The organism is Fluviicola sp., assembly GCF_039596395.1.
Lineage (GTDB): Bacteria > Bacteroidota > Bacteroidia > Flavobacteriales_D > Crocinitomicaceae > Fluviicola.
Map to the genome: position 1 here is coordinate 638,499 of NZ_JBCNJT010000002.1, position 17,147 is coordinate 655,645.

The 17,147-nt window shown below is 41.4% G+C and carries 5 protein-coding genes; all 5 read right to left on the bottom strand.

Annotated features, from left to right (window positions below):
* Positions 1-268 precede the first annotated feature (268 nt).
* From ABDW02_RS11755 to ABDW02_RS11775, 5 genes are read right to left on the bottom strand one after another with little or no spacing between them, the layout of a single operon-like run.
* Positions 269-700 carry a hypothetical protein gene (locus ABDW02_RS11755; protein WP_343634749.1) on the bottom strand — a complete coding sequence of 144 codons (432 nt, stop codon included), beginning with the start codon at positions 698-700 and terminating at the stop codon, positions 269-271.
* Positions 691-8,835: an RHS repeat-associated core domain-containing protein gene (locus ABDW02_RS11760; protein WP_343634750.1), complete on the bottom strand. Its 8,145-nt coding sequence runs from the start codon at positions 8,833-8,835 to the stop codon at positions 691-693. The genes ABDW02_RS11755 and ABDW02_RS11760 overlap by 10 nt, the downstream gene beginning before the upstream one ends.
* A gap of 11 nt (positions 8,836-8,846) precedes the next feature.
* Positions 8,847-15,257 carry a hypothetical protein gene (locus ABDW02_RS11765; RefSeq protein WP_343634751.1) on the bottom strand — a complete coding sequence of 2,137 codons (6,411 nt, stop codon included), beginning with the start codon at positions 15,255-15,257 and terminating at the stop codon, positions 8,847-8,849.
* A 9-nt stretch (positions 15,258-15,266) separates the two neighbouring features.
* On the bottom strand, positions 15,267-16,547 hold the full coding sequence (locus ABDW02_RS11770; protein WP_343634752.1) for a hypothetical protein: 1,281 nt from the start codon (positions 16,545-16,547) through the stop codon (positions 15,267-15,269).
* 10 nt (positions 16,548-16,557) lie between these two features.
* Positions 16,558-16,932, bottom strand: a complete 375-nt coding sequence (locus ABDW02_RS11775) for a hypothetical protein (RefSeq protein WP_343634753.1) — start codon at positions 16,930-16,932, stop codon at positions 16,558-16,560.
* Positions 16,933-17,147 lie beyond the last annotated feature (215 nt).

Genomic DNA, 17,147 nt, shown 5'->3' on the forward strand with positions numbered 1-17,147 from the left:
TAATACAAGATTCTGAACTGTCTACATTTCATGAGGTGCACGTTGAGAACAACTGGTACGTAAACACGGTGTTTTGGATACCTCGTTTCATTTGTTTTCGCTCTTACCAGGTAAAGACAACCCTCCAAAAGAAAAACCAACCCGCAAATACGAGTTGGTTTTCAGTAATTTATAGTTGTAATATCTGTTCAGATGCAGATTGAGAACATTACCCGGAACATTACCTAATTTAATAAGCATTAGGTAAATTGTACGATTATCACTACCGTTACCTGTTTAATAGAGTTTCAATTCCCTCTTTTGCGACTTTAGCAACCTCAATATTTTTATTTTTTTCGTACTTCTTCAGTATATCCAAATATTTCAAGTTTCCACTTGCTATCAGTATTCTCAGAAGAAGGATAAAGGATGAAGGATCAGTTATATCATCAATATAAGATAATAATTTATCATAAGGCTCATCTGAACAAGGAAACCAAGACCAATTATATAATGTTTGAAACATTTCATACTGAATATCAGTAGAATTTTCAACTATTATTGCATCAACAATAGTTGTTATTACTTTGTAAGTAAACTCTTTTTCTGGATTAATCCAATTATACTTTTCCTCAATTAAGTCACCTAATTGCTCTAATACTTTCAATTTTTCCTCGGAAGATTTTCCTTTCAGGATTATATTTTTTTCATTTATGGCCATCTATATATATTTTGATTTGGAATATGAGTGTCATTTGCAGCCCCAGCATTATAATTAGGATTAGGACTTCCATCTCTAAAAGTAGCTTTTAAAGTGCTTTCATGATGCCAAACTCCATTAATATCTAAATATTGTGTTCCGGTACCTTGTCCATTTACTCTTCTTAAAGCTTGCCTTGATACTCTATAAATAGGTCCACTAGCTGAATTTGTACCTATTGGAGCATTAACATCTGCTGCGTGGGAGCGAACAGTATATTTATAGCCACCACGATTAAATGAGACTTTACTATTAATAGGTAATTTAGACGGGAATGCTACCATTACAGCATTTATTATAGCTATAGGATTACTCCATTGATCTCCAACATAGCTGAATAAAGCGCTTACTCTGTCTCCATTTGCATAATCTATTTGCCATTGTTCTAAGTGCAATTTAGCCCCATATCCGAATGAGGTTACCGAAACAAACTCATAAGTATTGACTTCCTTTTCAAAATGATCGAGCTTATCTCTTCCAATTATATAATCATATCGGGCCACTTCTTGTGAAGGATTTGAAGGGTCATTGACCATTGTATGTGCAACATAGTGATCTAATTTATTATTGATGTAATAGGGAACAATAGTATACATACCAACTTTAAATCGTTCACCCATGTGAGCATTTGCAGCAGGTATTGCACCACGCGAATCTGCAACATCATAAAATTCTATGCCACCTTTGTATTTTCCAGATTTAATTTCAAATTTACTACTATACATTGTTGTTGAAAGTTTATCTCTGCCATATGTTTTAGATGCTTTAAAATAATAATTCCCCTCCTTCCCTTTAATATTTCCAACCTCATATCCAGCGTCACGAGCACCTCTTCGTGCTTGGCGGGCTTCTCTTTTAGTTTCATACAATCCACTTGGATCATTAAATAAAATCGGATTGTCAAAAAATGCACGATAAGGAGACCAACCTGGAGCCTGTTCGGCTAATGGATCAGGTGACAACCATCTTCCCAATCGCGGGTCATACTGCCTGAACTCAGTCGTATAGCTGGATCCCGGGATACCCTTCATTTCATCATCTTTCTCCATACCGTTGTATCCAAATCGGTATTTATCGCTATTGGTAAACCTTCCCGGCATCTGCATACCAAATGGGTAATAATCCGATTTCATGATAGTAACAGCCTCATACAAACTCGCAGAGCTTAAAACTACTTCGTCCACGTTGAAAGTGCTTGCAACGGTAGTTGTTGGCTGGATGACGATATTCGTAGTTGCAGCATTGGCAGTGAATGTCAATATATTCATCTGACCGCTTACCAGGGTGTAGTTTGCGACCACAGTTCCCGCGCTCACTTTTAAATTGGCTGCAGTCCCTTTATTGGCGCGGATAAACAACTGGTAAGTAGTACCGGAAACAGTAGTAAAGCTTCGCTGAACAAAATTGTTGCTTCCCGCTGTAGTGGTAACGTTCAGGGTTCCGTAGTTTGCAACCGGTGTACCGGCATTGGAACCGGCTGTCCAGCCATCTACCGTATTGGAATTAAATACATACGCCGTTGCATTGGCGTGCGTGACTTTGCGATCGGTGATCACTGCATGCACGTTCCCCAGGTAATTGGTCAACTCGTAGTTTTTCCTTCCCAGTTTGTTTTTGTAGAAGCCAGCCGGTTCATCAAGTGTTTCCCCGTCCTGGTTCGTGTAGATCAGCTGGTCCCGGTTGATCAAACCGATGCGCCCGGTTCCATAGATCATTTGCTCGTTTACTTCAGCGGTCTTCACGCTGTTGCTGGTATTCATTGTCACATTGTAAGTAGCCATGACCTGCCCGTTGGCGTCATAGGCATAATAGGTGTAAATCCACGGTTCAGTGGCGGTTTGTGCCTGAACAACTCCGCTCACTACTTTCTTTTGAACCTTATAGATGCGCTGCCCAAAAGGGTTATATACGAACTCCAATTGTTTGGTTGCCGACTTTTGGATCGCTAATTTTTTATCGCCCTTGCGCCAGGTATATGTTTGGTTGGACTCAGCGTTGTAAGTCAATTGGCCGATCTGATCGTAGGTGTAATGGACACTGCCGGCCAGGTCATTGATATCGTCCGTATATAGCGGTGTTGTACCTTCACTATCAGCTACTTTTTTAAGCTGGTTCCTGCCGGTGTTGTAATCATAGGTTAAATTATCCATCCCGAGACCAAGCGCTGTGGTTCCTTTTCGCACCAAAGTGGTCAAATTACCATTCTTGTCGTACGTATAGGAGGAGGCGTATTCGGGTGTATAATATGCATCGTTCCAATTATTAGAAGCCTTCAAATTGACCGTTGACCGGTAAACAGCAGTGTTTTTCAGGCGCTGCAGCTGGTCGTAAGTATACACACTGGCCTGATTTTCAAAGCCCGTAATGGCTGTGGTAGTGTGAGCGATATTTCCATTGTAGAGATTCTTGCTGGCACTTGCAAACGGATTTGAAGTTCCGATAGCCGCCAGGAAACTTGTTGGCATAATACTGGAGTAATCATTGGTGAAATACCCCAACGTATAGGCTGTAACATCCTGGGCAAACAGCGCATTGACTTGCTGGTTCACCGGTAAATAACCCATTTTACCATCCTTGCCGGCATCCCGGTTGATATCAATGGTCGTACCGTTCATGGATTTCATCCAGCCATTGATCGTATAACTGTAATCGTTCCCCTGCACTTTGTGCTGCCCGATCTCAACACGTGCCAGCGGGCCGTAATCAAAATAACGGTAGTGGGCATCCCGGTTCATATCTACGCCGTAGTTCGTACTGGTAAATACTTCTGCGAGGCGATTCAGCTTATCGTAGAAATACTGGTGGGTCATATTATCCCGTTTACCTTGCTGGTATTCTACTTTCTTCACATTTCCACTCAGTAATTCAAACTGGTACTGTGTGGATTTGATATCCTGCTGGACGTCGATCATTGCTGGTACATCCTGGAGGGATTCAATGACATTGCCGTGAATATCGTAAGAATAATGCACGGCCGAAACATACCCGCTAGTTGGCATGGTGGTCGCAGTGACTGTCTCAAAGTAAACCACTGAGGCAACACGCAAGCGCAAATTTTGCTGGGTTCCGGTTGCAAATTTGCCAGGTACTCCCGGAATGACTTGTTTGTCGTAGACCGTATAGGTTACTTCTGTCCGGGCACAGGAATAAATATAAGCTTTGAAGGCTGCATCCAAATCATCCTTTTTCAAGGTATTCTCATCCAAAAGCGCCCTCAGGCCATAGTAAGGAGTTCCATTTTGATCGTAGTGGTCAATGTAATCCCGGTCTGCCTGACCGGATTCTACAGGCCGCCCGTAAATGTCATATAAAACATAACTATACTTTTTGTCAGCTGCCTGAGCGGCATTTTGAGAAGCTACCAAACGTCCCAGACGGTCGTACCAGAAGTTGGTTGCTCCATCATGGTCCGGGTTCATGGTACTTACCAACTGATCATATGAGTTGTATTTATAAGTAGTTTCGTACGTATTGGCAGGGAAAGGTGATAGAGACCCGTAGGTCGATACCATCGTAAAATTCGTTGAACTGATCACACTATTTCTTGCAGCATCCACATTTGTTTGATCGAAAAGAGCAGGAATCCCTTTCGGCGCGATTGTCTTAACCAGGTTCCCGGCCTGATCGTAATAGAATAAGGTGTAGTGGTAGTTGTTCGAAGGCCCGGTATATCTTAATTCTTCTGTAGAGAAAACAGAGGCACATGCCGCATTGTAATCTTTCAAATAGGATTCATATAAGGCTTGTACGGCTGCCTGATAGCTATTCCATGCATTCTGGTAAATCTCATCCAAACGAGGCTGATAGCACAAGGTACTATTATCAAATGGCTCGTCACATAAGGTCAGGCCTTCCGGGCTGCAAATACAATCGATCATTTGGAAACAGTTACTAGTACCTATCAATTCTGCAGTTTGCATAAGTCCGCAACTGAGATATTGGACAGTAACCTTAAAATCTTTCGGATTACCACAACCCTCCGAAAGAGGTGCAATACTTTCAAAGGAGACGATATCCTCAAAACCGAATGGTGCATTGTCCGGCAAGGTTAGAGTAATGGCACAACTGCCAATTGCCTCATCTCCCCAGCGTGTTGTTAGCGAATTCCCGTTTAGAGAAGTCCAATAATTATTTCCCAGCAAGTAATTTTTCAGGCTGCCTGTTGCATACACAATATTATCAGTCAGTAAATTAACTGCTGTAGGACTTATTAATGTTCCCCGGAAAGTGATCAATTTCATGACTGATACCCATTCCTTTGCCTGTGGGGTAGCATAACAATAAGGATTCTCCGAAGTCGCACTGCATTTCTGCAGAAATTCATAATAGTCCGCATAACTTAGCTGGAACCCTAATTCGAGGTTTAAATAGTTGGTTAAAATAATCGAATAATTAGCTGAATTTTCGAAGCCCGATTCAGATGAAAACTGATCGTGCAAATCGTTAATTAGATTTCCAACTTCATTGCAATCCGTACAGTTGTCCGGTTTACATGCTATAGTTGCGGGAATGCTGTATCCATAAGCTGCCAATGCAGGAGTAGATCCTGTAGGCCAGTTAACCGCATTCGGAACATACGGATCTTTATAAACAGCTTTACAAGCACATAATAAATAGTGCGCATCTTCCAGAGAAACTCCTGTGCGAGAGGCAATTAATTGTTCCAAATTGAAATGACTCGGATTATTGATACCGTGCGCAATATCGTACTCGGCAGTCATGATCACATCACAGGCACATGGGTCCAACGGGCTTGAAGCAGCAAGGGTCATTGTTTCCGTGCTTGCAAACGGTGCGGGCTCTGAGATCAAAAGACCGGTACAGGTACTTGTCATTGGAATTCCATAACTGGATAATACAGATTGGATTGTTTGTCCGCTGGAAGAAGTGCTTGCTCCCATGGGATGAGTGCTGCTGCAGCCACTTGCGCATAAATCTACTAAACTTGCATGTAAACTGGATACGTTAACCCCTGCCAAATCGCAGTCGCCCAATAAAGCCAGCCATTGATCTGCGTAAGCTACACATGCATCATGACAGGACTGAGCAACCTGATCATCCAAATAATCTTGCCCTTCTGCTTGTGTTAATCCTGTTCCATCTTCCGGGTTCCCATCGCCATCCATATCCGGCAATGTTTCCATATTACCAAAAATAGAGGTGTAATTCTCCCATCCTGCATCAACACCAATGGATGGTACCGACGGACAGCCGGCATGAATTGCCTGGTAGACATATCCTTGTTTGGCTTCTAAATATAAGTCCCTGAAAGTAACCCAAATCAGGTCGTTGAAACAATCTGACTTCTCATTTCTGAAATTGGCAATACACGTGGCAATATCTCCGCTTCCCTGGCAGTATGCATAGTAAATCGCCATGTGCCACATGCTGAATCCCGAAGACTGGTAGTTGTTCATTTCACTATTCATGGCACTGGCATAGGAAGCTCCTACACCTGTTGAAGCAAAGAAAGGATCAATGCCCGAAGTTCCGTTACAAAGAGACATGGGCAATTGAACAGGAACCGTATTGGAAGTAAGCGGATGAAAATACCCGGCAGCACATGCTTCCGAATAAGTATAAGTAGCCTGCAATTCGTTATCGTAATCATAACTATCTGATAAGGTAGAAGTTCCTTCACAGCTAATGTGATAGTAGCAATATTCCGGGTGTAAATACAGTAATGAATTTGCCCAGCTAGGTTGGAAATTCTGGATAAATTGTGCCATTGTAAGACTCTGAGGAGGTACCCCGTTTACCAGGGCCGGGTTTCCGTTTGCATCCAAATAGGGCGGAGAAGGATTTTGATACCCATAACCCGTTCCCAGTCCATTATTGGTGAAAATACTATGACTTCCGGGAATAGCAGAGTATACTCCGCCACTCAGGTTAAATCGGGCATATTGGCCACCAAGCGACATATCGCGCAGCATCATTTGACGATAATCCTCGCATTCATTTCCGGACTCCGTTGCTAATTCAGGAGTACATTCCGGGAAAGTTTGCAGTACATATTCCTGGTTGAAATACGAACTCAAAGGATCCAGGCAGGAATTATTATCAATGTAATAACACCAATTTCTGTATATAGCATCCTGATTGACTGATAATTTTTTAATAATCTGATATTCTCCAACTACCAAAGGAACTGTTTGTGTAAATGAATAAGGATCCTCATCGTTACACAAATTGGTTAACTCATCTCCATTGATTGGTTGACTTTTTTGGTAGACTACAGCTCCACAATCGTCAAGAATTCGAAAATCCAGGTTATAAACACAATCCAGGCAGATATTATCAGCCATGCAGGAATTGTGAAATTCGGCAGGTGTAAATCCGTAATAGAAATCAAAGTCAGCATCGGCTGTTATGAATTGGAGGGAAGTAAATGTTGCCGAAGGAATAATGTCCGTAAGAGACTGCTCACTTTGAGGTAAAAGCGGAATGGTTTGTGTAACCTCCCCGTTTCCTTCGATCATATCTAATGGATCCGGATTCTCTCCTGCCATATAACTGGCAACCACACGTCCGGCCATATCTGTAATTTGAATGTAGATCTGGCCATTCGCATCAATGGTTACCATTTTGTTGTAATGTGTTGCTTTACCAACTTCCGCTCCAAACAGCTTATCAAGCTCGTATTGGTTCACATCCGGATAAAAAAACTGGCTTTCATGCCCTGAACCGGTTTTAAGCGTTCCACCGGCTCCGGATACTAATTTTAAACGTCCGGTAAAATCATCGGTATAAACTTGCCGTGTAAAAGGGAATTTTTCAGCATCGGGAACTCGTTGATTTGCTCCTGTTTGGGTATTATTTGCCGTTGAATAGTATTGGCCTGCCCCTTGGTTGGTCGCAAACCCGATTCCATCCGGGTTACAAACATCCGCATTTTCATTGTCGAAATACTGCCAGCTGTAAGGAATGGTATTATCTGCTTCCGTTCGGTTGAAATTGTCTTTATGTGTTAAATCAATTCCTCCCGTAGGTGTTGGTAAGTCTGCTACTACAGCTCTTCCCACCTGGTCGTAATAAATGTTCGAAACAATAGATTGGTTGGTCTCCGGATTGATCGCAATGCTCTGGTGGACCTTCCCCAAACCATCTGCATAACTCACCGATTCAAATCGGCTTCCGTCATCATCATAAGTCACTTGATGCACCCAGTTCATACCGGACTGGAATTCACCGATTATAGGAATAATGTTCGAATTATGGGTGGTCAATACTCCGGATTCATTCGCATTTGTCCAGGTTCCCTCCTTTCGGATATTAAACTGGGATCCCGTAAATCCGATAGGGCGGACACGGTAAACAATATAACCACCATCAAATACCTTAGGAATTGAGTAGGAATTTCCTTTAACAACCACTCGGGTAGCATTCAAATAATAATTATAACTAAGAAGGTTCATGGCAACAGGAGTATTCACATCAGCTGAAGCATTGGAAATGTGTGACCATTCCAATTCGTAGTATTCAGCTCCCCACTTTTGATCCCAGGCAAACTGAATCAATTCCGTATTACCTGGATAGACACTGTGATTTAAACCTGTTACAGCATTGTTATTCAGGGTATAATAGCGTTCAACTTCCGTTTCCGCAGAGAGAAAAATCGAATTAAATGATGGTAATCCCGAATAACTCGTAATGAAAACCTCTATTTTGTAAGCCCCTTTTAGAGTACAGGAGGAAATTTCGTCCAGGATGTCCGTAGGACCTGCAGATGGGTTTGAAAGCGATAACGTTCTGTTTTCAGTGGTCACACTGAAACCGCCTCCGACTGCATTCCATTTCCACAAATTTAATTGCAAGGTAATGCTTGCGTTGGGGTAAGAGGTGGTATGGATCACATCCGGGTTGATCCCGAAGCGGATGGTATTCGTGACGTTTGCATTGTAAAAGTTCCAGGAAGACGGCAATGTCGTTGCCATAGTATAATACTTATCGTCATACAATGTCAGCGCAGGTGTTGAATAGGAGGCCGTTAAAGTCCCTGAACTGCCATCAACCCTCGCCACAAATTTTTCAACTGCTCCAAAGGCCATTTGTCCGAACTGGACTACTAAAACTATAGCTAATATTAAGTGCTTCATGATAAGGTTGATTATTTCTTTTTACCACCGGTCTCTGTTTCCGAAACCGTTTTAATTCCTTCGATTGTTTCTACTCTGACACGAACCAAGTTGTTATTTTCATCGTAGTTATAGAACATGGTGAAATTATTGCTGTCATGGGTAGCCATTGGCAACAATGTTTTGGCGTCATAAACGGTAGTAGTCATACTTGCCATCTCGGGATGAATTCTGAAATCATCAAAATTCACGGAGGATCCGCTGGTATGGTTCAGTTTAATGGTCATACCTGTGGCTGTTCCATCTATCTTGAATACACCTTCAATTCGCTGCCAGCCGTCTATTACCGGGCCACTTGCAGTGAATGTGTAAGAGGGGGTCGTTGCTCCCGGAATTGAAACCGTAATTGTTCCGTTGGCCGGAAGAGTTGGATCTGTATTCTTTACCCAGGCTCCAATGATATAGCTTCCAAAAGTCGGTTTAAATGGCTCTATACAATTACATTCCGTTACAACAAATGAATTAGCTGTCCCATCCTGAGCTTCTTCCGCAATACAAGCTGTTTCGATACCGGCTGTTGCGGTAAGAGATGACAAAGAAGTCAATTTAAGCGAATTTATTCCACTATGCCTGCTTGTTGCATCTACCTGTGAAGCACTCACTGTGAAATTAAGATGTGGAACATTATTACCCAGGTTTGAAAGTGGATAATAGTTCAAATCTTCAAATCCCTCAAAAGCGATCTCCTGCTGTCGTGCATTTACAGCTGAGGCAACAGGCAGCAGGTTCAACTGAGCATTGTATCCATACAATACGGAAGAATATAAGTTCAATTGATTTTTTGATTCCAGCACTTTGCCGAAAACGTCGTAAGTGGAAATCTTTTCGCCCGGTCTCCATCCGGAGGTAGCCACCGGAGGTTCAACCGGAAATGAATGCTTCACCCAATTCCCCCCGCTCAATGTGTAGAAAGGCGTAAAATTGAGATAAGCCCCGTCAAAACGTGTCCGGTAATCATGTGATGCCTGAACACGCTCACTTTGCCACTCATAAGTATTGTCCACTACCAGATCTCCACGCATTCCATATAGATATGGGTTGAGGCTTTGATTCAGGGTTGCTTCGTTATTCGAATAAGATGCTTCTTTGCTGGAAGGGATACCACATTTGATATTATTCCGGTCTCTGTAGGTCAATGCAGAAGAATGAATAATTTCACTGCTTGCGTTTGTCGGGAAAGTGAGTGTATTGGTTGTTTCATCGAATGGGTCCTTTTTTGTTACAAAATTCTCCATCGTTTCGTTTAAACGGTTCTCCCTGTTTGAACGGATAATCTCAACGGTATAAGAACCTGTATTAGGGTAACCCGGTGTTCCAAAGGCACTTAACCCGGTCATGGTCATTAAAAACAAATCGCCATTAGTTGTTGTGTTTTTCTTTGCAATCCAAACAGTACCTGTTAATGCTGGGCTCACAAACCGAATCACATCTCCGGGTGACAATAAATGGTCCATACCCGAAATCACCCCGCCTGCTCCAACGGTGACATTAAAAACAGCGTTCTGAGAAGACGACTTATCTCTCAAACTCTTATAATACCAGTGAGATGGATAAACCATGGAATATAATTCGTCATTCAGTTTATCATTGTCTTTATTGTCATTGTATTCGTCATTCAAAGACGATAACAACACATTCCCTGACTGGTAATCGTAAAGAATATTTTTTGCCTTATTGACCGAATTAAATGTTCTGGTTTCAATATTTTCAACGATCGCCGAACGATTGATGTGCTTAACAACCGCCGCTGAATAGAATGCTTCGGTACGGCTTGTTTTTGTGATTCCAAAAATCGGAATAGGTATTACATAAGGAGGAGAGTATAAAAATTTCAATGAAACCCCAAATGCCGTCTCGCGATTCGTTACTTCATTACTTACAAATTTGGTATCTGCATGGATATCGTATTCTTGAGCAACATATTCGTTCGTAACAACCCCATTATTTTTTAACATCGGTAATGGAGTTGCCAGATCCCGGTAAGAATAAGTAACCTGTTCCTGCAAACTTGGCATCGGGTCTTGTCCGGGAAGTGGTTTATCATAAGCATAAATGGAAGATCGGAATTCCTTTCCATGGAAATCATTGGTTTGAATCGAAAACCCTTGCGAAAAAGCAAATCGATTCGTTGTTTTCCCAGTTAAGAAATTGGATGGTTTATCCGTTTCAACGGATTTATTAATCACCGTTTTTTGGAAAAGTACAGGGTATTTCTTAGACGTTATGAATTCGGTTTCCGAATATCCACGGTTTTCAACCCCCGTCATCTCTACCTTTACCTTCTCATATCCAATAATCGGGTCCGGGTATAATGGCAGGGCAAGTGGGGTTGGATTAAATTTTGTTTCATCCGGGAACTTTTTCAACACATTGACATATGTATCCCAGGAATACAGGGCACATTCATCAATGATCCCGGCGGGTTCAAAGGCAGCATTTCCCTGAGCTTCGTCTGATGTATAAGTATATTTCCAGGTATAAACTCCAGGTATATCTTCTCCTGATACCGCTTCCCAATTATCTTTATAGGTGATTTGTGAAACCCTTCCGTTTCCTCCGAATTTAGGAGTTGGCGAATAAACCCGAACCGTCGAAAAATCAGTGATTAAGGTTGATACCCATCCCTTGTCACTCATGAGCGCATTGATATCCGTTTTCTTCATCGCCACCGATTTATCAAGGATAAGTTCCTGGTCTGCAGAAGCACTTGCGGTAGCACCATAAACCACATCTGCCAGATTACGGCGTGCAAATTCAATGGCAGCTCTTTGAAGGGGATGGAATACATTCCCGTTCTTTTTTCCATCTTTATCATTTACGATAGTTGGTTTTAAAACCACATAACCATATTTGTAATCATCTCCAACAGCTGTTGGGGGAAGTATACCGATTGCCGTGACACCGCCGTAATCGACATCAATTTTGGCAAACCATGGAACCAACTCGTTGACACCGCTGGTAACTTTTACGTGCTGCTTTACAAAGATGGATTGCATTAATCCGCTGGATTGTGTGAGATCACGGAAGTATTGATTGCGTAATTCTGTATTGGCAGTACTGAATGGTAAAGTTCCGTCAATCGATTGAGGCAATTCATAAATCAGTACGTTATTCGGAACTACTCCTTCATCAAAATCACCTGTTAGATTCAGGTAATCCCGCATAAATGGCCAGTTTGTTCCGGAGGTTACTCCGCTCAGTGATGAGTTGTGATAACTGGACGATAAATACGTACTTTGATCCCAGGTTCCAGCATCCAGGATATCTTTCAATTCAGACACAGCCATCATTCCTTTCAGATCAATGTGTCTCATCGTTTTGCGATTTTGAACAGTCGTATATGAATCAGCTTCATATTCAAACTCAATGGTACCATTTGCAGGAGTGTCAATTCTTTTGAGCTTCCATGCTTTTGCATTTAATGCAGCAACAGATGGATCCTGATCCGTATAAGGAAAAACATCGTTCGGTTTGTTCGGATCAATGGCTTTCTTTTTCCCCCATCCATCAGTTACCGGGCTGTAATCCGGATTTTCTGCTGCTGATGTAGGGTACTTAAATTCGTAATGATAGAGGGAATTTTCCTGGGATGTACCGCTATATGACCTTACTTTTGTAAGAGTCAGTTTACCCGTTTGACCTGGTATGGTGCTTATATTCGAAGGATTATTTTTGCACAATTCATAGGTGTATTCAAATTCAATGGTTTGAAGTGGTTTTACAGAACCTCCGTTTACCGGATCGATTCTTTCCGAGCGGTTGTAAATCTTAATAAACTTCAACCGTTTTAACTTTGCAGCGGAATTTAAAGCACCATTTTCATCCGTCACACCAACTGCATCATCCCTGTCTTCTAAAACGAATTCAGCAATTAAGTTTTTCGATTCGATTTGTTTCGGGTACCACACCTCTTTCTCACCATAGGCATAATTTGCCATATCATCGAGGTTGGTTCCTAATAACCCCCTGTTAAATGTTGCCTGGTTAACTCCCATCGGAAAGCGCCATTTATAAGGAGTTGTTTTATCAAAAAGACGCGTGTATTTGAAGTGATAATAATTCCCGATATCATCCAGACTCGGACCATTATCTGTTCTGTCTACATAATCGGAGCTCAGCATTTCTGTTAGTAAAAAGGAATGCGGATAAGCCGGAACTACCGATTTATCAAAATAGTGGGATTCGCCCCTGGTATTGCTAATAGAATTATCCGTCCCCGGACTGTAAGAAACCAAACCGTCTCCATCAGGATCTGTTTGTCCTGTCATTGAAAAAGTAACTTGTGCAGATTTCAGTTCATATGCAGGAATCCCAAAAACATACCGGGTTCCGTCTGTATTCATTGTTTCTATAGCTGATAAATGATTGGCATAATGCGGATCATTCGAACCTATTCCTGGTTCAATACGTTTTTGAACATTAGAAGCTCCGGTACTTGTAAAGTACTGAAAGCCTGCCTCACCTGCAAAAGCACTGTATTCTTCTGCTGTATAAGGAGCAAAATAATTTGCCCTTACACGGGTATTTGCTGCATTAATCGAAGTTGAATTAATGGCGCTCGAAAAAGTTGCATTCTCATTTTGGATATTTCCAGTTAGTCTTACTTCTTTTTCATTGTCATAAAGTTCAAAAGTCGGGTAAACAGGCTGTGCTCCTCCCAAGGTATTCAGATCGCCCAAGTCCTCCGGTGTCATTTCACCGGATGCTTTAAAGTAGACCGAATTATCAAATTTATTTCCTTTGGATTCGGGAGTAAAGTGAAGTCTCGCATTATTGTCATTAATTGCAGTAAACTCTCCTGATTCTACGTCACCGTCACCGTTAATGGTAGATCCGGCGATACCTAAAGTTCCGATAGTTGGAGGAGTTGTAGACTGTACATATCCTAGTGAAAAGCTGCCTCCTGTATTGTCATTACTCATTTTAGATGCTGCATCCTCATAAGTTCCCACATCCATTCTTCTTCCCCGGTATGTTCCTCCGAATCCCATGGCACTGACACTGAAAATGTCGTAGGTCTGAAATGAAAATGGAAGGTTTACCATTTCTTTGGAATACTCATAATCGTTTATCCGGTTAAAATCCATCAATGGGGTAGTGGTTCCGTATCCATTGGGTGCAACAGCATAGTTGTCGTATTTGTTGCTGTGATAATAACCGATAGCAGGCTGAATAATTTTGGAATCTGCATTTCTGGCTATGGTAATTTGAGTGTCATAGTCGGTTGAAATAAAACCGATTTTTAAGGTACTGATGCCTAATTTAACCCCGAAAAAGAAATCTGTACCGAATGAACCGGAATTACCATAGGAGTTCATGCGCACGCTTGGAAGGGAAGTAATTGTACCATAAGGTAAAACCGAACTGGTCCCGTAGGAAGCACTAAGGCCATACTTCCCCTTGGTCTTGGCATTATTTTTTGTTTTGTCTTTATCTTCATATCCAAGACTTGCGTTGAAAGAATGTGTTTTTGCTACCAATCCCTGGCGACTTTGAAAGCTTTGTCCATAAGTGTATCCCAATGCGGCCCCGATACCCTGGGAACTCCCGTTGTCACGACCCGCAGAGAGCCCGTAACTGGTGTTTGTGCCCACCCCTCTTTTGGTATCCGAACTATAACCCAATCCAAAGGTCGGCGCTACGTATAATCCTGATTTTTCATACCCGAATGATAAGGAAGCCTGCAGTCCGAAATCAAAAGTCTTCCCATTCCCCAAATAAGTATTGCTATAACTTCCCCACAGCGCCGTAACCTGCAGACCTAAATTGGCATATTTCGAACCTCCCAGACCAATACCATATCCCAGATATCCACCCTGTTTGAATCCGTCAGTAACATCATTTGCCTGGTTGAATGTTCTTTCTACAGTCTGTTCTCCGTTAAATTCATCGGGTAAGCCTCTCATAGTGCGGTTCACCGCTCCGACATTTAAATCCCAACCCAGTCCTACCCAGGATGCTTCGGTATTCATGTTAATGTTGGAGCTATAACTTAGCGCTAAAGCATAACCTTCAATATCTGCAATCGGAATTGAGTAGGTTAAATCACCGGTAAATTTATCAACCATTCCATCAGTACTCGATACGGTATAACCGGATGTTTCAGATTGTCCGGGACCTCCTGACATCGTCTTTAAAGTCGTCGATAGATTTGCGTTAGTTTGCCGGTTTACTTTTACAGCTTTGTCGGAATTTTCCTCGCTGAGATTTGCAATGAATCGGGCAAAATTCAACTCTTTTTTATTTTCAATCAATTGAAAGTTACCCGGAACATTATACTGCATGGCGTAAACAACCGGGGATGCACAGTTGATCAACATGGTTATAAGCAATAAGCTACTTATTCCTTTCAAAACCTGCTTGTTATTTTTTAGATGGTGCATGGCTGGAAATTAGTTGTTATATAAAAAGCGGAGATAGCGTTTTTCTCCCGTTGGATTTTGTAATTCAAGGATATAATACTTTCCTACAGTCAAACCTAAGGTGGAGAGAGTCATATTATAAGTATTATCGTCATAATTGTATGGAAGTTTCATAAAGGTATTACCTACAGGAAAAGTGGTTCCATTAAAATCGCAGGAAGCTTTTTTGACATAGTCTTCATCATAAATGGTAAATGGAAGAAATTTACCCGGTTCAATGCTGTATTCTTCCTGGTAATAAAACTTCAGTTTTCCTTCAACTGCTGAAACATACCCGCCGTCCAACTCTCGCTTCACTTCTGCCGGACTGGTATTACTGTTTGTCCTGGCTGCACAAGGAAAATAGGTTATGACGTTCTGTGCTTCCGTATTTAATTGATCTGTAAAAATGGTGACTTTTAATAAGCCTGTTTGAGTGAAATTCGGTGAAACATTTGTTGGAGAATCATTTAACTGGATCACGCAAGTTGAAGCTGAATTTACTCTGAAGAATCTCACCCGATCAGTACTATTACTTGATAATGTGGTTGTAACATAACTGGTTCCATTGTAATATTTCAATTTTATGGATGAGGCAGAAGCCGTTGATTGTCGTATCTCAATGTATTGATAATTACCTGCTGGAGTAAAAGTAGAAAGGTCTGAAGGTGGATTAAAGACACAATACATGGTATTTGGATAAGTTGTTGCAGTCTTCTTTTGAAATTCAATAAACCCATAATACCCGGATGATGTGTTAAATGATTGCTCCCATCCATACGTGTTTCCACTTGTTGTCAGATTCCTGTAAATACTATTCAATGTTGTTCCACTGATCATTTCACTTTGAGATTCCCAACTCACCTGGTAACCAACCCAAATGTGCTTTGAAAAATTAACATTGACATTATTTCCGGATCCATCCTTGGTGGTTATTGTTCCTGTAAAATAGTAATGACCAGGAGGTATATTGGATACCGTTCCTGACGGGTTGGTATTAGCATATAATGCTAAATGATCATAAAAAAAATCGGACACCCCGGTTACATAGTTGTCATAGTACAATTTTAATGATGTGATTCTGGTAGATGAAAGCCAACCGTTTGAAGGTACCAGCGTATAACTACAACTTCCGAGGCTGGGTGTACATGTGTTGTGAGTAACTGTTGTATTAACAGCCACGGTAGGAGTTTGACTCCAAGCAGAAAGCCCACTTAACAATCCTATTGTTAAGACAAGGATCTTTATCATTTCAATTCTCTTACTATTCATTGGTCAATGTTTAATCAAATTCTACCAGCAGCAATTCCTCTTTAATCACTCCCTCGATTCTGGCCCTCAACCAAATTTCAATTGCTTTGGTAGGAAAAACGCCCAACTGAATGGTAAATGTATGTTGGATCGCGTCATAAGTAAAACCTGGAAATGTTGAGATTCCATTTGACATATTGTGGTTTCCCTGGTACAAGTTAGTATGTAAGCTATCAGCTGATGTTACTTCAACCTCGACCAACATAGAATCAGTTAGATTGGCTTCACCGGTTAAATGAAATTCAAAACCGGAGGGAATTGAATCATAAAAGTCTTGATAGACAACAAATCCCTGGCTAAAAGCAGTCGGGGACTGGAGAAGTAAGAAAATAAAAATAAGTCTCATTAGGTGACTTTTTAGGTTGCAAAACAAAAATGTGTTTCCCGAATAGGAACCATTCTTTAAGATCAATGCACAATTGAAATATAAAACCCAAAATTACCTGAAAGGATTAAGGCGAAGGTTGTTGTTCCAGAAGGTTGATCTTAATACATCGCGAAAATAGCAATGTGTTTTGAAAAAAACTAATGAATTGTGTTAAAAAGGAATTATTTTTTCAA